The organism is Paraburkholderia caballeronis (genome assembly GCF_900104845.1).
GTDB lineage: Bacteria > Pseudomonadota > Gammaproteobacteria > Burkholderiales > Burkholderiaceae > Paraburkholderia > Paraburkholderia caballeronis.
The window spans coordinates 95,348-111,386 of the sequence record NZ_FNSR01000003.1 but is presented as its reverse complement, the minus strand read 5'-3'; the positions used below and the strand labels follow the sequence as shown (position 1 = coordinate 111,386).

At 66.9% G+C, this 16,039-nt stretch carries 15 protein-coding genes; 14 read left to right on the top strand and 1 reads right to left on the bottom strand.

Annotated elements, in window-relative coordinates:
- Positions 1-20: 20 nt before the first annotated feature.
- Positions 21-827, bottom strand: a complete 807-nt coding sequence (locus tag BLV92_RS27320) for a 4'-phosphopantetheinyl transferase family protein (RefSeq protein WP_143040744.1) — start codon at positions 825-827, stop codon at positions 21-23.
- Between the two features lie 609 nt (positions 828-1,436).
- On the opposite strand from BLV92_RS27320, the gene BLV92_RS27315 reads away from it, so the two are divergent.
- The 14 genes from BLV92_RS27315 (at position 1,437) to BLV92_RS27250 (ending at position 16,019) form a co-directional block, all read left to right on the top strand.
- Positions 1,437-2,315, top strand: a complete 879-nt coding sequence (locus BLV92_RS27315; protein ID WP_090551684.1) for an MOSC domain-containing protein — start codon at positions 1,437-1,439, stop codon at positions 2,313-2,315.
- 1,268 nt (positions 2,316-3,583) lie between these two features.
- Positions 3,584-3,790: a Flp family type IVb pilin gene (locus BLV92_RS27310; RefSeq protein WP_090551682.1), complete on the top strand. Its 207-nt coding sequence runs from the start codon at positions 3,584-3,586 to the stop codon at positions 3,788-3,790.
- Between the two features lie 85 nt (positions 3,791-3,875).
- Positions 3,876-4,382, top strand: a complete 507-nt coding sequence (locus tag BLV92_RS27305; RefSeq protein ID WP_090551680.1) for an A24 family peptidase — start codon at positions 3,876-3,878, stop codon at positions 4,380-4,382.
- A gap of 15 nt (positions 4,383-4,397) precedes the next feature.
- A complete protein-coding gene (cpaB, locus tag BLV92_RS27300; RefSeq protein ID WP_090551678.1) occupies positions 4,398-5,336 on the top strand; it encodes a Flp pilus assembly protein CpaB in 939 nt (312 codons plus the stop codon).
- Positions 5,337-5,401: 65 nt separating this feature from the next.
- Complete coding sequence (locus tag BLV92_RS27295; RefSeq protein WP_090551676.1) at positions 5,402-6,922, top strand: type II and III secretion system protein family protein; 1,521 nt, start codon at positions 5,402-5,404, stop codon at positions 6,920-6,922.
- 11 nt (positions 6,923-6,933) lie between these two features.
- Positions 6,934-7,308 carry a CpaD family pilus assembly lipoprotein gene (locus BLV92_RS27290; protein ID WP_090551674.1) on the top strand — a complete coding sequence of 125 codons (375 nt, stop codon included), beginning with the start codon at positions 6,934-6,936 and terminating at the stop codon, positions 7,306-7,308.
- Between the two features lie 43 nt (positions 7,309-7,351).
- Positions 7,352-8,566: a CpaE/TadZ family protein gene (locus BLV92_RS27285; RefSeq protein WP_309147465.1), complete on the top strand. Its 1,215-nt coding sequence runs from the start codon at positions 7,352-7,354 to the stop codon at positions 8,564-8,566.
- On the top strand, positions 8,563-9,966 hold the full coding sequence (locus BLV92_RS27280) for a TadA family conjugal transfer-associated ATPase (protein ID WP_090551670.1): 1,404 nt from the start codon (positions 8,563-8,565) through the stop codon (positions 9,964-9,966). The genes BLV92_RS27285 and BLV92_RS27280 overlap by 4 nt, the downstream gene beginning before the upstream one ends.
- On the top strand, positions 9,963-10,937 hold the full coding sequence (locus BLV92_RS27275; protein WP_090551668.1) for a type II secretion system F family protein: 975 nt from the start codon (positions 9,963-9,965) through the stop codon (positions 10,935-10,937). Before BLV92_RS27280 ends, BLV92_RS27275 begins: the two co-directional genes overlap by 4 nt.
- On the top strand, positions 10,934-11,899 hold the full coding sequence (locus BLV92_RS27270; protein ID WP_090551665.1) for a type II secretion system F family protein: 966 nt from the start codon (positions 10,934-10,936) through the stop codon (positions 11,897-11,899). The genes BLV92_RS27275 and BLV92_RS27270 overlap by 4 nt, the downstream gene beginning before the upstream one ends.
- On the top strand, positions 11,899-12,858 hold the full coding sequence (locus tag BLV92_RS27265) for a tetratricopeptide repeat protein (protein ID WP_090551662.1): 960 nt from the start codon (positions 11,899-11,901) through the stop codon (positions 12,856-12,858). Before BLV92_RS27270 ends, BLV92_RS27265 begins: the two co-directional genes overlap by 1 nt.
- Positions 12,855-13,373, top strand: a complete 519-nt coding sequence (locus tag BLV92_RS27260; RefSeq protein ID WP_090551661.1) for a TadE/TadG family type IV pilus assembly protein — start codon at positions 12,855-12,857, stop codon at positions 13,371-13,373. Before BLV92_RS27265 ends, BLV92_RS27260 begins: the two co-directional genes overlap by 4 nt.
- Positions 13,367-14,110, top strand: coding sequence for a TadE/TadG family type IV pilus assembly protein (locus BLV92_RS27255; RefSeq protein ID WP_177197959.1), 744 nt, complete (start codon positions 13,367-13,369; stop codon positions 14,108-14,110). Before BLV92_RS27260 ends, BLV92_RS27255 begins: the two co-directional genes overlap by 7 nt.
- Before the next feature lie 37 nt (positions 14,111-14,147).
- Entirely contained in the window at positions 14,148-16,019 is a 1,872-nt protein-coding gene (locus BLV92_RS27250; RefSeq protein ID WP_244283958.1) for a pilus assembly protein, read from the top strand.
- Positions 16,020-16,039: the final 20 nt, after the last annotated feature.

The window sequence follows — 16,039 nt, the reverse complement described above, 5'->3', positions numbered from 1 at the left end:
TCGCTGCTTGTCCGGCCGTATCAGCCGTCTATCCCGCCGCCGCCGAGCCAGCCGAACGCATGCACGCGCGCGACCGGGTGCGCGACCGCGGCGGCCGCGCGGATCGCGCCCGGCATCGGCAGGTCGATCAGCTGCCATCGCTCCGCGGGCGGCACGTCGATCACGAACGCCGGTTCGTTGCGCGCCAACGTATGGACGTCGATGTCGAGCGTCGTCGGCCCTGCCGCATTGACGAGGCTCGCGTGCCGTGCCTGCACGCTTGCGTCCGGCGCGCGCGCCGGCACGCGTATCACCGACGCCATCGCGCGCGTCGGCGGGCCGGGCTCGCGCTTCAGCACCGGCGGCAGATGCGCGGCGAGGCCGACGCGGGCCGTCGAGAGGCCGACGAGAATCCACACGCCCGCATAGGTCACGGCGATTTCGACCGGCTGTGCCTGCGCGCCGGGTGCGGCGGCCAGCACCGGCTGGCCGTGCGCGTCGTCGTTCAGTTCGATGCCGGTCGGCGCGACACCCGTGATCGCGGACAGGATGCCGCGCAGCACCGCGCGGCCGATCGCGAAGCGCTTGCTGAGCGCGCGGTTCGGAAAACTGCGCACGCGCATCAGTTCGGCCTTCGACAGCCGTGCATACGCATCGTCGCGGGACAGCCCCTGCCACTCCGAGCGGAAGCGCCACAGCATCAACTCGCCCGGCTGCGGCGGCGCGAGCCGGTGCGACGGCCGGCAGACCAGCCGGCGCGGGACGAACTCGCAGGCGGGCGCGGGTTCGGTGGACGCGGCGGCCGGCAGTGTATCGGCGCGATGGGCGAACGGATTGTTGAGTTTCATCTGACGCGTTTCTCGATGCGCGCGTGCCGCGCAGGGCGAACGGAAGCGGACCGCGCCGGCGCGTTGCGCGGTCGGTGCTTCATCCTTGCTGTCGTGGAAAAGCCGGTCGGACAAGGGCGGACGATCGACGCTCCGGGCCCGGTCGAGGCGATACGATGCAGCCGCTAACGGGTGTCCGGGCTGCGCCACGTACGCACGTGCGGCTTGCGTCCGGACGGCCTCTGGCCGGACAGCGGAGGGTGCGATGCGGTCTGCGCGCAATCCTGCGGCGCGGCTTCAGGCGATGGCCCGGCTGCCGGACGGGCGCGGAACGGTGCGTTCATGAAAGCAGGCATCCGTGTTTGAGATGCCGCAATCATGATGCAGCTCGGCGATAATTGCAAATGATTCTCATTTGATGCATAAGGAATCGGGTTTGCCGCCGCCCGGAAATGACGTCGCCCGACGCATGCCGCGGCCGGCAAGCGAGCCGTTCCGTCCGTTGCAAAAGCGGGAACGCGCTTGCGCGCGGAAATTCGGCAAGGGACAATCTCAGCCCCCAATCCTTCCGGCTCTCGCCGCTTCGTCAAGGTCGCCCGAGCGGCCGGCGCGGGGCGCGTCCGCTTTGCCATGCCTTTCATCAGCGCGCTGTTCGTCTATCCGGTCAAGTCGTGCGCCGGGATACCGCTCGACGATGCGTTGATCGAAGCGGACGGTCTCCAGTGGGATCGCCGCTGGATGATCGTCGACGCGAACGGCCGTTTCGTGTCGCAGCGCGAGTATCCGTCGATGGCGCGGATCATCACGGCGCTCGGCGGCGACGCGCTGCATCTGCATGCCGATCGCGCGTCCGCTGGACTGTCGCTGCCGTTCGCAACGCCGGCGAACGCGGCGCGGGTGCCGGTTTCGGTGTGGAAGGACAGCTTCGACGCGCTCGACGAGGGCGAAGCGGCCGCGCAGTGGGTGTCCGGCGTGATCGGCGCGCCGCTGCGGCTCGTGCGCTTCGCGGACGACGTCACGCGTCTCGCGAGCCGGAAGTGGACCCGGGACGTCGAAGCGCCGACCCGTTTCGCGGACGGTTTCCCGCTGCTCGTGACGACCGACGCGTCGCTGGCGGAACTAAACGGGCGACTGGACGCGAAGGGCGTGCCGCCGCTGCCGATGAACCGCTTTCGCCCGAACGTCGTGCTCGGCGATACCGAAGCGTTCGACGAGGACTTTGTCGGCACGGCGACAGTCGGCGCGAATGGCGACGCCGGCCCGGTCGTGCTGCGGTTCGTGAAGCCGTGCGCGCGTTGCCCGATCACGACCGTCGATCAGGCGACCGGCGCGGCCGATCCGCGCTGGCCGCACGAGCCGCTCGATACGCTGGCCGGGTATCGCGCCGATGCGCGTGTCGATGGCGGGCTCACGTTCGGGCAGAACGCGGTCGTCGTTGCGGGGGTGGGGAAGCGTTTGCGCGTCGGCGATGCGGTCGAACTGGAACTGGCGTTCGACGACGACGTTTGAGTCGTCGCGGCGGGCATGCAAGGGGCGAGCGCCGTTTTTGTCCGGATATCGGTCAGCGAATGAAGTCGATCGCGGAAGACATCGCACTTCTGGCCTGATCTGCTTAACACACTTAAATGTTAAACATGGTCAAACGGCGTTCGGCTTCGCCGTTCTCCCCTACGAGCCGATTCGATAGTTAGTAGTGCGTGGGTGCGGTCGTGGGGAACGAACCGGAGTCGACAAGTCGAGGACGTGACGCACGACGATCTTTTTATGTCGTTGAGGCGCGACAGTCTGGGCGCGAATTTTTGTCGCAGAACCACCTAAAAAAACGGCAAGTTTGCATGCCGAGAAAGGTTTGGACGGTATCGACTGCCGTGCTTGTCCCGTTGCAATTCAACTGCCGCGCTGAAACTTCGCGATTTATCGCGGGCGAAAACGTTTGCGAGTGAATTTGCATAAAGCTTCGTGCCGCATTGGGTCGCTCGTAGAACAAAAACATTTAACAAAAGCACTGAACAGGCCGTCAATCGGCAACTTTTTCCGCGCTTGAAATCTCGATGCACATCACTTAAAGTTCGGGCGCTCAATGCCGTTAAGCCTTAAGAGGAAACGCTGGTCAGCTTGAGCCAGGGGCTCGCTGACGAGGTGTGTTGCCGATGTGGGTTCGGCGTTGCACGACATGCAGTCCGCGGTTGGAGTGGCAGCGAGGAGGTTCTGTAGCGCTGCGACGGAATTCAGCCAGCGCGCGTTGACGGAGGACGGGACGGCGCGACCGGTGAACTGGCGTCGTTGGCTGCGCCGCGCGACCGCAACGGGAGCATTGTCGATCTGCCTGCCGGAAGGCACGGGGCACGGATTCGACGGCTGCCGGAAAGCGGCCGGCCGTGTCGCCGGTTACGCGACGCTCGCCGCGCAGCGGCCTTCGCTCCGATATCGGTTCGGTCACCTTCCCTCGCCGTTTCGATCGCCTCGTGCGGAACGTGCCAGCTACAGATAATGCGGATTGCTCAGGGTAACTAATCGAGTGCGGTGGCGAGTACAACGACAGGCAGGGTGGCGGAAGTCACCTCGGTGTACGAAAAAAAACGCAAACGTTTTCATTGAAAGCTTTAATTGACTGTTTTAAAAATTACGTAAGAAATAGCGGGGAAAAGGGGTAATTTTTTTGATCGCCTGTTTTTTATCCCGTGCTTTGCCATAACATTGCGGCGCAGCCGGTCCAGTGATTCGGGCTGGCTTCGCCTGTGCTTTCGGACCCTTGTTTCTTCTATTGCGAGAAAAAAATGAATCGATTCGTAAAGCTGTTTGTTCGTGACGAGCGCGGCGTCTCGGCACTCGAATACGCGATCCTGGCGGGGATCGTCATCGTGGCGGTTGTCGCGGCCGCAGGCACCCTGGGCGACGGCATCAGAAGCGGTTTCTCGAACCTCGCTTCGCAGATCACGAGCGCGACGACGTCCAGCGCGGCTCCGTCCAGCGGAACGAAGTAACAGGCGGAGGCCCGGATCGGGCCACGCCGTCGGCAAGGGTTCGCTGTCGAATGACGCGAACCCGTTGTGTCATCTGGAACGAGCAATGCGCGAGCTTTCTTTCGTGATGCACGTCGCGACCGCCGCGGTACTCGTGTGGCTGGCCGTGATGGACGTGCGCAGCCGCCGTTTGCCGAATGTCTGGGTGCTCGCGGTCGGCCTGCTGTTTTTCGCGAATGCGCTGGTGGTCCGCCTGCCGTTTGCCGATGTGGCGTTCCACGTCGGCACCGCGGCCTTCGTGCTGCTCGTCGGCGCGGGCCTGTTCGCGTTGAGGATGGTGGGCGGCGGCGACGCGAAGCTCGCCGCCGCGATCAGCCTGTGGACCGGGGCCGCCACGCTGCCTGCCACGCTGATGCTGGTTTCGCTGGTGGGCCTGGTGGTCGCGCTGCTGGGTCTCGCCACTCGTCGGCTCGACCCGGTGTCCTGTTTCGGGCCGATGCGGGCGCTCGCGATGTTCTCCTGCCAGCGAGGCGTGCCGTACGGCGTCGCGCTCGCGGCGGGCGGCGGCGCGGCCATTCTGCTGCCGGTGCTGGTGCCCCTCCTGAAGCATTGAACGGCCTCCCTTCCCATGTCGAAGTTCATCAAACTGGCAGTTCTACTAATCGGTGCGCTTGTCGTTGCGCTGATCGTGCGCATCGTGGTGCAGAGCGCGACGGCGCCGCGCAAGGTGGTCGTGACCGTCAAGCGGGTCCGCGTGAGCACGGCCGATCTGCCGGCCGGCCTGCTGTTGCGCGACGCCGATCTCGTGTGGAAGGACATGCCGGCCGCGAACGTGCCGTCGAAGGCAGTCGTCGAGGGGGCGTCCGATAGCGTCGAACTGAAGGGGTCGCTGTTGCGCAACGCGGTGGCGGCGGGCCAGCCGGTCCTGTCCGACGAGGTGATCCTGCCGGACGCGCCGGGTTTTCTCGCGGCCACGCTGCAACCGGGGCTGCGCGCTGTGTCGGTCGCGATCGACGACGTGTCGGGCAACGCCGGCCTGATCGAGCCGGGCGATTACGTCGACCTGCTGCTCACCCAGCAGTTGAGCAGCCGCACGGAATCGCCGGACATGTCGGTGTCGAGCGAAACCGTCGTGCAGCACGTGCGCGTGCTGGCGGTCGGGTCCGAGATCCAGCGTCCGAAGGACGGCGGCTCGGCAACCGCGGGTTTCAACCGCGCCCGGACCGTCACGCTCGAAGTCACGCCGCACATGGCCGAAGTGGTGTCGGTGGCGGCCCGGCTCGGGAGCCTGTCGCTCGCGCTGCGCAGTTTCGCGCTGCAGAGCCGCGACGACGCGGACACGGTGGACGGCGCATCCGCGACGGCGCCGGTATGGGCCGGGGACATCTCGCGCGCCGTCCGCGAATTGCCGCGGGCGCGCGGGGAGGCGCGAGGCGGTTCGTCGGCGCCTCCGGTGACGATCTATCGCGGCTCCGAAAAAAGCACGGCGGAACAGACGACGATGCTGGCCGGCGACGCATCGGCCGGCCAGCCGCCGCCGCTGCCGCCGCAGCTTCCGGCGCGTTGACGCTGAAACGAGGTTGATCCCAATTGACTCATGACGCCGCCCCTCGTTATGGCCGGAAACATTCGATGAAGCTGCCTTTCTTGTCCCTCGCCGGCATTGCCCTCGCGGTCGCGCAACGCGGCTCGCGTGCATGCGTCATCGCACTGGCGGCCGGCCTTTGCACGGCCGTCGCCGCGCACGCGCAAACGGTCGTCGTCCCGCCGAAGGGCGCCGCGGTCAGCCGCGTCAACCATGCCGACGTGGGTGCCGATACCGGTTCGCTCGACGTGACCGCAGGCCAGGAGCAATTGGTGCGTCTCGGCCAGAACGCCAGTTCGGTGTTCGTCGCGAATCCGGACATCGCCGACGTGCACATGCCGACGCCGCGCGTGCTGGTCGTGCTCGGGAAGAAGGCGGGCACTACCACGCTGTTCGTGCTCGACGCGAACGGCGCGCAGATGCTGAAGCGCACGCTGTCGGTCGGCCAGGATCTGGACAGCCTGCGCCGCATGGTGAAGGCGCGTTTTCCCGATCTGAATCTGCGGATCGACGCCGGTCCGGGTTCGTTGCAGGTGTCCGGCGACGCGCCGAGCGCGGAGGTCGCGAACGCGGTGGCGGGGATGGTTTCGCCGTATCTGTCCGACAAGCAGGCGTTCGTGAACCGGATGACCGTGCCGAGCCCGCAGCAGGTGCAACTGCGCGTGCGCATCACGGAAGTGGACCGCACGATCACGCAGCAGCTCGGCATCAACTGGCAGTCGCTCGGTCTGCCGGGCCACTGGCAGGCGGGGCTTTTTAATGGCCGGCAATTCGAGAACACCAGTGCGGCGATCAACAGCGGCCAGGCGCCGTTCAATCTGAGCAGCAATGGGGCTTTCTCGCTGTTGGCCGGATTCCTGAGCAATCGCCTCGATCTGCAGGTGATGCTCGACGCGCTGCATCAGGAGCAGTTGCTGACCGTGCTCGCGGAGCCGAATCTCGTGGCGCTGTCCGGCCAGACCGCGAGTTTCCTCGCGGGCGGCGAGTTTCCGATTCCGGTGTCGCAGACCAACGGCGCGATCGACGTCGAGTTCAAGCAGTTCGGCGTGAAGCTCGATTTCACGCCGACCGTCCTCAACGATCACCGCATCAGCCTGAAGGTGCGCCCGGAAGTCAGCCAGATCGACACGTCGGTGAGCGTGAACACCAACGGTGTGACGATTCCCGGCCTGAGCGTGCGACGCGCCGATACGACGGTCGAACTGGCGAGCGGCCAGAGTTTCGCGATCGCCGGGCTGCTGCAGAACAACACGACCGACGTCGTCTCGCAACTGCCGGGCCTCGGCTCGATTCCGATTCTCGGCAAGCTGTTCTCGTCGACGAACTACCAGAACAACAAGACCGAACTCGTCATCATCGTCACGCCGTATCTGGTCCAGCCGACCGATCCGGCGAACCTGCGCAGCCCGCTGCAGTCGGTGGTGCAGCCGGTGCGCGATATCGAATACAGCTTCCAGCACGCATTCGGCGCAGGCGGCGGCAGTGGCAGCGGCGGCAACCATGGAAACGGCGCGGCCGACGACGCGTCGCAGCCGCGCCTCGTCGGTCAGGCCGGTTACATCTACTGAGGCGGGGAGCCATGATTTCGCGACACACGATCCGGAGCATCGCCGCGGCGCTTGCCGCGCTCGCGCTCGGCGGCTGCTTCAAGCCGCCGTTCGACATGCCCGATGCGTCCGTGATCGGCTACGACGGCCGCTACGCGGTGCCGCCGGACTGCCGCAAGCTGGCCGTTCCCGCCGGCCTGACCGATGCCGGCCGCCGGCGCCCCGCCGTCGAGTGGGGATGCGCGACCTACACCAATCTCGCTGCGCAGATCGCGAATCCGCGCGACCTCGTCGAACCGGGGCCGCTCGGCCCGGCCGACGCGCCGGTCGCGGCGAGCGCGGTGTGGCGCTACGAAAACGACAAGCTGACGCCGCTCGACAAGTCGTCGTCGCGCGACGCCAAGTGACGCGCCACCCGGATAGCCCCTTGCCCACCGTTTCGTCATGGACATGATCGGATCCCTCCTGAAGTCGAGCAGCGCGGACGACATCGCCGCCGATTTCGTCGCATTCGTTGCGGACAAGCAGTCGGAAGACGTGCTGAAGACCTTCGTGCTCGACGAGGCGCTGCCGCACACGCATATCGCGGTGGACGGCATCGAGAAGGCGATCGCGTGGCTGTCGAAGACCGAGCGTTCGCCGAAGCTGCTGCTGATCGACCTGCAGGGCTCGGACATGCCGCTGTCGGACCTCGCGCGGCTCGCCGACGTGTGCGAGCCGTCGGTGCAGGTCATCGCGCTCGGCGAACGCAACGACGTCGGCCTGTACCGGAGCCTGCTCAGCATCGGCGTGCACGACTACCTCGTCAAGCCGCTGACGGTGGGGCTGCTCAAGCGCACCATCGACATGCGCAGCGGCAAGGTCAATCCGGTCGCGCAGGTCCGCGCCGGCAAGATCGTCGCGTTCGCGGGCGCGCGCGGCGGCGTCGGGACCACGACCGTGGCGGTTCATCTCGCCCGCGATCTCGCGGCGTCCCATCGCCGGGTCGCGTACGTGGACCTGAACCTGCACGGCGGCGCGGCTACCAGCATGTTCGGCCTGCAAGGCAACAACGGGCTGCTCGACGTGCTGCAGAACGTGCGGCGGCTCGATCCCGCATATGTCGAGCGGACCATGCTCGCGGCGCAGGATTCGCGGCTCTTCGTGCTGTCCGCCGAACTCGACTGGGGCGAGCCCCGGCCGTTCGAGGAGGGCAGCCTCGGGCGCGTGCTCGACCTGCTGGTCGCGAGTTTCCACTACGTGATGCTCGACATCGGCGAACTGGCCGATCCGCTCGCCGAGGAGGCGCTCGACCATGCCGCGCGCGCGTATATCGTCGCCGACCGCTCGGTGCACGCGGCGCGCGAAACGGTCCGGCTCACGCGCTACATCGACAACCGCAGCGGCAATCCGATCACGGCGGTGCTGCTGAACAATCCGAACGCCGTCGTCGCGGGCAAGGTGGAGTCGCCGGACTTCGTCGCCGCGATCGGCCGGCCGGTCCTGCAGGAACTGCCGTTCGAAAGCCGCGCGCTCGCGATCGCGGAGAACGTCGGCATCGCGCTGCCGAAGGGCCGGGGCGACGCGTTCCATCAGGCCATCGCGCGGGTTGCGAACGACCTGACCGGCAATCAGGTGCATGCCGAACGCCGCAGCCTGTGGCAACGACTCGGGTTCGCGAAATGATGCGCTTTGGACAGAGGCAGATCGGACGCGACGACGAAGCCGACGTCGCCGTTACGACCACCGAGATTTCCGGGGTGCCGGAACAGCAGCAGATGTCGGCTTATGTGCCGCCGACCGGCGCCGGCAACGGCAGCGAAACGGTCGTCCGGCTCGACCTGTTCCGCGTGATTCGCAGCGGCGTGCTGAACACGATGAACGCGTCCGCGGCGCTCGGCCGCAGCCGCGAGCAGTTGAAGCCCGAACTCGACGTGCTGGTGGCGACGATCGCGGAGCGCGAGCGGCTGAACATCACGATGGCCGAGCAGGGGCAGATCGTCGAGGAACTGCTCAACGACATGCTCGGGCTCGGTCCGATCGAACCGCTGCTCGCGGACGAGGCGGTGACCGACATTCTGGTCAACGGCCCGGACCAGGTGTTCGTCGAACGGCTCGGGCGGCTGGAGCTGACGCCGTACAAGTTCCGCGACAACGCGCACGTGGTCAACGTCGCGCAGCGCATCGCCGCCGGCATCGGGCGGCGCGTCGACGAAAGCAGTCCGATGGTCGATGCGCGTCTGCTCGACGGCAGCCGCGTGAACGTGGTGCTGCCGCCGCTCGCGATCCGCGGCGCGTCGATCTCGATCCGGAAGTTCGCGAAGCGCAACATCACGCTGCAGCGCATGGCGAACCAGGGAAACATGTCGTCGCAGATGGCCCAGTTGCTGAAGATCGCGATCACATGCCGGCTGAACGTGCTGGTGTCGGGCGGCACCGGCTCGGGCAAGACGACGCTGCTGAACGCGCTGTCGCATTTCATCAGCCACGGCGAGCGGGTCATCACGATCGAAGACGCGGCCGAACTCCAGCTTCAGCAGCCGCACGTCGTGAGCCTCGAAACCCGTCCGGAGAATTCGGAAGGGCGCGGCAGCGTCACGCAGCGCGACCTGGTGCGCAACGCGCTGCGGATGCGGCCCGATCGCATCATCCTCGGCGAAACGCGCGGCGAGGAAGCGTTCGACGTATTGCAGGCGATGAACACGGGCCACGACGGCTCGATGACGACCATCCACGCGAACACGCCGCGGGACAGCCTGACCCGGCTCGAAAGCATGGTGTCGATGGCGAACGGCAACCTGCCGCTGATGTCGATCCGCCGCCAGATCGCGAGCGCGCTGCACCTGATCATCCAGGTCGAGCGGATGCGCGACGGCGTGCGCCGCGTGACGCGCGTCACCGAAGTGGCCGGCATGGAAGGGGACGTCATCATCACGCAGGACCTGTTCACGTTCCGCTACGACGCGAGCGCGTACAACGCCGAAGTGAAGGGCACCTTCGAAGGCAGCCAGCTGCGCCCGGCGTTCGCCGAGCGGGCTTCGTATTACGGCCTCGAAGAGGCATTGCTGGACGTCGTCGCGCGATGAGCCTCGTCGATCTCGCCACCGCTGCCGGATTCGTCTGCGTGCTGATCCTCGGCGCGATGCTGATGGTCTGGCAGGACTTGCGCAGCGAGCGGCCCGAAGCGTTGATCCGCGCGCGCATGGCGGCGGCGTTCAGGTCGGAGAAGGAGGGCGTCGCCGCGCTGGACGCCGTGCAGGCGAGCACCGGCGGCGGCTGGCTCGGCGCGCTCGCGGAGCGTCCCGACCTGCTCGGCGCGAAGCTCGCGCGGCTGCGCACCGTGGCGCCGCGCGGCGCGACGGTCGTCGGCGCGGGCGCCGTGGCGGCGCTGCTGGTGGCGCTGGCCGTGCCGCGTTTCGTGTCGCTGCCCGGCAGCGTGCAGTTGCTGATGGCGATCGTGCTGCCCGCGATCGCGGTGGTCCGGCTTTACCGGATGCTGGTCGAGCGTTTCCGCCAGGGCTTTCTCGCGTCGCTGCCGGATGCGATCGACATGATCGTGCGCGCGGTGCGCGCGGGCATTCCGGTGATGCAGGTGATTCCGGTGGCCGCGGAGGAGTGTCCGCCGCCGCTCGGCCGCGAGTTCAAGCGGATGGGCGATGCGTTGCAGGTCGGCATGGACCTCGAAGAAGTGCTGAACGCGGCGATGAAGCGCGTGCAGATCGCGGACTTCTCGTTTTTCTGCGTGTGTCTGCTGCTGCAACGCGAGACCGGCGGGCAGCTTGGCGAGACGCTCGAAAACCTCGCGGGCATCGTGCGCAGCCGTCGCGAGATCCGCCAGAAGACCCGCGCGCTGACGGCCGAGTCGCGCATCACCGTGAAGATTCTCGCGGCGGTGCCGGTGTTCATCGGCGGGTTTCTGTACGTGTCGAACCGGGCGTATATCGAGGTGCTGTTCTACACGCAGACCGGGAACTACGTGCTCATGGCCAGCGTGATCTCGATCATCGTCGGCATCGTGATCATCAACAAGATCGGCAACCTGGACACTTCGCGATGAATGGACATTCGACCGGACTGCTGTTCGACCTGCTGATGCTGCTCGCGCTGCTTGCCGCACTCGTGCTGTGGTGGGCGGCGAACCAGCGCGGCTATCGCGGCAGGATCGCGCAACGCGTGCGCGCGTTGTCCGGCGCGCAGATCGCCAGCGCGGCGGCCAGCGACGCGGACGAAGAGGAAGCGCCGGGTTTGCGCCAGCGGCTGATCGCGCAACTGGTGTCGCTCGGCGAGCGCATGCCGCTGTTCACGGTCGAGCACCGGCTGAAGCTGCATCACGATCTGGGGCTGGCGGGCTTTCGCGGCCGTAACGCGGTGGCGGCGTTCATCGGCATGAAGTTCGTGGTCGGCATCGCGTGCGCGGTGCTCGTCGTGATGGGCGGCGCGGATCTGATCGCGGCGGGACACAACCCGGTGGTGCGGATTCTGATGATGCTGGCCGCCTTCATGGTCGGCATGATCGTGCCGGAGTACATATTGGGCTTCTATTCGAGGCAGCGGCAGAAGACGATCGTCGCGTATCTGCCCGATGCGCTCGACCTGTTCGTGATCTGCACGAATGCGGGCAACAGTCTCGGCGTCAGCATCCAGCGGGTCGCGCGCGAGATGGGGCCGATCTGCCCGCCGCTCGCCGCCGAACTCACGCAGACGGCCGACGAACTGCATCTGTCGGGCGACGGCGTGCGCGCGTTGCAGGGCCTCGCGGAGCGGGTCGACGCGCCGTCGGTCCGCGCGCTGATCTCGACGCTGACGCAGTCGATGCGCTACGGCACGCCGATCACCCACGCATTGCGCACGCTGTCGCGCATCGAGCGCACCGCGCACATGGTCCGTCTCGAAGAATCCGCGGCGAAACTCGCGCCGAAGATGGTGGTGCCGATGATGATCTTCATCCTGCCGGCCGTCTGCGCGATCTCGGCCGGCCCCGCCATCATCCAGCTCGTTTCGATGCTCAAGTCCCTGTGATGAAACCTTCCCGTCCGATCCGTCTTTTCCGCAACGTGCCGGGCCGGCTGCGGTTCGCGCTGCGCCGCGCGACGCTGCTGCTGTGCGCGACGCTGTGCGTGGCCGCGTGTTCGACCACGGTGCGCCAGGGCACGCAGCCGCTGATCACTCCGCTGATGGAGAACAAGAACGGCCTGAGCCGCGACGGCGAACTGCGGATCGGCGAAACCGCGCTGCAATCCGGCAACGTCGATCTGGCGACGAACATCTTCACGCAGGTCGTGGAGGCCGATCCGAAGTCGGTGCGGGGGCTGACCGGTCTCGGCGACGCGCTGTACGCGGCGGGCGACTATACGCGCGCCGCCGTGTTCTACGACAAGGCGTTGTCGAACGATCCGAAGGCGGTGCCCGCGCTGATCGGCAATGCGCGCGTCGCGATCCAGCAGCGCCGGCTCGACGACGCGGTCGCGCAGTACCGCACGATCCTCGCGCTCGCGCCGGATCAGCCGCTTGCCGCGGCGGGCCTTGGCGCCGCGCTCGACATGCAGGGCCGGCACGACGAAGCGCAGGCGGTGCTGCGCGCGGCGCTGCGGACGAATCCGGGCGATCCGCGCCTCGACACGAATCTAGGCCTTTCGCTCGTGATGGCGGGGCATCCGCGCGAAGGCGCGAACATCCTGCTGGACGTGACGCATTTCCCGGCCGCGCCGCCCGAATCGCTGCACGACCTCGCGCTGGCCTACGGTCTGCTCGGCAATACCGAGGCGGCCGCGCAGATTCTGTCCGCGAACCTGCCGAAGCAGTCGGTCGATGACAACCTGCGCTTCTACGCGTTGCAGCGGGCGCGGCTGAAGGCGGCGGAAACGGGCGGCGGGATCGGCGCAATCGGCACAGTCGGCACAGTCGGCGCGGTCAACGGCGGCCCGGACGCGGCGTCCGTGCAGGCGGCGGCGTCGGGCGCCGGGCAGAAAGCGCGATGACGGAGCGGCCGGACGGCGCGCGCGGCGCATGGCGGCGGATCGCGGACTTCGTGCGCCGCGGCCGCGCCGACGAGCGCGGGGTGTCGACCATCGAGTTCGCGCTCGCGTCGGTGCCGATCTTCCTGCTGATGATCGGGACGATCGAGATCGCGCTCGACATGACAGTGGACGTCACGCTGCAGATGGCCGCGCAGGCGGCGTCGCGGACCGGCCTGACGATGGCCGAGCCGCAATCGGGGACGCGCGAGGCCCAGGCGGAGCAGATCGCGCTGCAATACCTCGGGATGTGGCGGAACGTCGGCGCGACCGTCACCGTGACGCAGCTCGATTACGGCTCGTTCAACAACGTCGGCACGCCGGGTTACGTCCCCGGCAACGGCGCGGGCAATTGCGGCGATGTCGAGTCGTACAACATTCAGGTGGTCATGCCGGGGTTCACCGGCATCGCGGCGTGGTTCGGAATGCCCACGCTGACCTTCCAGCGCAAATTTCTGGTGCAGAACGAAGCATGCTGATCCTCTCCCGCCATTCGAGACTGGCCGGGCGCAGGCGTGACGGCGCCGCGCCGCCGCGCACGCGCGGCTCGGTCGCGATCGAAGTGCTGCTGATCGTGCCGCTGATCCTGCTGATGCTGCTCGGGTTCTCCGAACTGTATCTGTACATGCGCGCGACCAGCATGGTCGAGCATGCCGCGTTCACGCTCGCCAATTCGCTCGGCCAGATGCCGTACGTGGTCGACGACTCCAGCGTCTCGAACGCGAACAACCTCGGGACGTTGTGGTCCGACGCGGCGCTGCTCGCGGATCCCGACGACCTGAAGAACCATGGCGGCGTAATCATCACGTCGGTCTGCGACGGCACCAGCGGCTCGACGAATTGCGGCTGGAACCAGTTCGGCACGCAGTCGCTGGCGAACGGCGTGCCGAAGATCTGCTGGCAGGCCAGCACGCCGTGGACCGGCGTCGCGATGCAGTCGCAGGTGACGTCGGGCAGCGTGCTGCCGCCGCAGAGCACGTGGCCGTTCTACCGGGGCGACGCGGCGCTCGTCATCGAAGTGTTCTACCGCTACAACCCGTTTCCGATGACGTCGACGTTCTGGCACGACGCGCCCGGCGCGACGACGATCTATCGCCGCGTGTACGCGCGGCAGCGCGCGATGAACTGGACGTCGATGCCGTTGATGGCGATCGGCGGCGCGGCGGGCGCGCAGGGCTCCAACGGCTGCCCGGGTGTCATCGCGACAGGGAGCTGAGCGGCCCCGGGCGACCACGAAGAGGAGAAAGACAGAAATGAACGAGATCCTCATTGCTCCGGCCGCGTGCCGGCTACCCGCGCCGTTCGATCGCGGGGCCCGCCGTTCGCGCGCGACGGACGAGCGCGGCGCGGTGACGCTGATGTTCGCGGTGTTCGCGAGCGTGATGCTTGGCGCGCTGTCGATGTCGTCGGACCTGGCCCGTTATGAACTGTCCCAGTCGCGCCTGCAGTCCGCGCTCGACGTCGCCAACCTGACCGCGGCGGTCGGCATCGGGCATTACGTGACGAACGGCTGCCCGTCGAGCGCCAATCTGCAGGCATGGCAGAACGACGCGCAGAAGTACTACAACGCGAACATGCCGGCGGACTACCTCGACCTGTGGGTGCCGAGCACGAACTTCTCGGCGACCTGCGCGCCGAATCCGAGCGGCGGCCAACTGGTCAAGCTGTCGGCCACCGGCACGCTGCCGGTCCTCGTGCCGGCGTTTCTCGCGTCGGACAGCAACAAGAGTTCGAGTTCCAGCGGCGGCAGCGGCGGCGACGATGGCGTGCAGGTCACCGCGTCGAACACGGTGATGCGCGTGCCGCAGAGTCAACTGGAACTGGTGCTGGTGCTGGACAACACGGGGTCGATGAGCGAGGCGGCGAGCAGCACGCGCGGCTCGGCGTCCAAGATCAGCGGGCTCAAGACGGCCGCGAACAATCTGCTCACGAACATCTTCAGCCAGGGGGCCAACACGTATTACGTGGGGATCGTGCCGTTCGCGAGCACGGTCAACGTGCAGGGCGCGCTGTCGCCGGCCGGGGCGTGGCTGGACACGACGTTTGCGTATAACCCGACCGGCGTGCAGATGTCGGGCAGTCCGTCCTCCACCTATTCGTCCAGCAGCCAGGACTGGATCTGGAGCGGCAGCGGCTGGGGCGGCTGTGTGGCGGAGCCGCGCGACAGCAGCGGCAATCTCTCTCCCGAAGCGTATTCGCCGGCCGATGTGAGGAAATTCACGCCGTACTACTACAACGTGCCGCCGCTCAGCGCAGGCGGTTTCACGGTGAACACATGGTCGCCGGGCAAGAACGGCAATTCGCAGCGGATCTGCAGCGGCACGAAGTCGTCGACGGTCGTGTCGGGCCTACCGCTGAACATCGCGAGTTCGGGATCGCCGAACGGCTGTTCGGACGAGCCGGGCGCGACCCGTCCGATCAACTACTGGGATCAGAAGTCGAGCAGCAACGTGAACGAGAGTCCGAACCAGAACAGCGCATGCATCGGTCTGCCGGTGACGTTCCTGACCAACAATCTGTCCACGTTGCAAGGCGAGATCAATTCGATGCAGCCCGGCGGCAACACGATCATTCCGGTGGGCCTGCTGTGGGGCTGGCGCATGCTGTCGTCCGCGTGGGCGAACAAGACCCCGCAGAGCCACGACGGATGGATCCAGAACTCGTCGATCAGCACGGTGCTGCCGATGAACGAAAGCACCGTCGGGCTGCAGCGCGTGATGATCGTGATGACGGACGGCGAGAACAGCGTCAGCTCAAGCTCGACGCCCGGCCAGGAGGTGCTCTACTTCAACGGGTTGTCCGGCGTCGGCAGAGGCGATCTGCAGGCGCCGTCGGTGTCGCGCGACGACGGCTCGACGCTCGCGGATGCGAACGACCCCGGTTCGACCGGTTCGGTGGACGACATCAACACGTATCAGATCGCGGCCTGCAACGCGATCAAGCAGGCGGGCATCACGATCTACGGGATTACGTTCGGCTCGGGCGCATCCAGTTCGACAGCGCAGACCGCGATGCAACTGTGTTCGTCGCCGGGCGACTACTACCACGCGCCGGACAACACGACGCTGAATTCGATTTTCCAGCAGATCGCGTCGAACATCGGGCTGCTGCGGCTGGTGAAGTGACCGGGACGGGCAGCGACAGC

Bases quoted from the DNA above. Each gene is read 5' to 3' on its own strand.
- BLV92_RS27320 (WP_143040744.1), bottom strand. From the start codon at position 827: ATGAAACTCAACAATCCGTTCGCCCATCGCGCCGATACACTGCCGGCC.
- BLV92_RS27315 (WP_090551684.1), top strand. From the start codon at position 1,437: ATGCCTTTCATCAGCGCGCTGTTCGTCTATCCGGTCAAGTCGTGCGCC.
- BLV92_RS27310 (WP_090551682.1), top strand. From the start codon at position 3,584: ATGAATCGATTCGTAAAGCTGTTTGTTCGTGACGAGCGCGGCGTCTCG.
- BLV92_RS27305 (WP_090551680.1), top strand. From the start codon at position 3,876: ATGCGCGAGCTTTCTTTCGTGATGCACGTCGCGACCGCCGCGGTACTC.
- cpaB (WP_090551678.1), top strand. From the start codon at position 4,398: ATGTCGAAGTTCATCAAACTGGCAGTTCTACTAATCGGTGCGCTTGTC.
- BLV92_RS27295 (WP_090551676.1), top strand. From the start codon at position 5,402: ATGAAGCTGCCTTTCTTGTCCCTCGCCGGCATTGCCCTCGCGGTCGCG.
- BLV92_RS27290 (WP_090551674.1), top strand. From the start codon at position 6,934: ATGATTTCGCGACACACGATCCGGAGCATCGCCGCGGCGCTTGCCGCG.
- BLV92_RS27285 (WP_309147465.1), top strand. From the start codon at position 7,352: ATGATCGGATCCCTCCTGAAGTCGAGCAGCGCGGACGACATCGCCGCC.
- BLV92_RS27280 (WP_090551670.1), top strand. From the start codon at position 8,563: ATGATGCGCTTTGGACAGAGGCAGATCGGACGCGACGACGAAGCCGAC.
- BLV92_RS27275 (WP_090551668.1), top strand. From the start codon at position 9,963: ATGAGCCTCGTCGATCTCGCCACCGCTGCCGGATTCGTCTGCGTGCTG.
- BLV92_RS27270 (WP_090551665.1), top strand. From the start codon at position 10,934: ATGAATGGACATTCGACCGGACTGCTGTTCGACCTGCTGATGCTGCTC.
- BLV92_RS27265 (WP_090551662.1), top strand. From the start codon at position 11,899: ATGAAACCTTCCCGTCCGATCCGTCTTTTCCGCAACGTGCCGGGCCGG.
- BLV92_RS27260 (WP_090551661.1), top strand. From the start codon at position 12,855: ATGACGGAGCGGCCGGACGGCGCGCGCGGCGCATGGCGGCGGATCGCG.
- BLV92_RS27255 (WP_177197959.1), top strand. From the start codon at position 13,367: ATGCTGATCCTCTCCCGCCATTCGAGACTGGCCGGGCGCAGGCGTGAC.
- BLV92_RS27250 (WP_244283958.1), top strand. From the start codon at position 14,148: ATGAACGAGATCCTCATTGCTCCGGCCGCGTGCCGGCTACCCGCGCCG.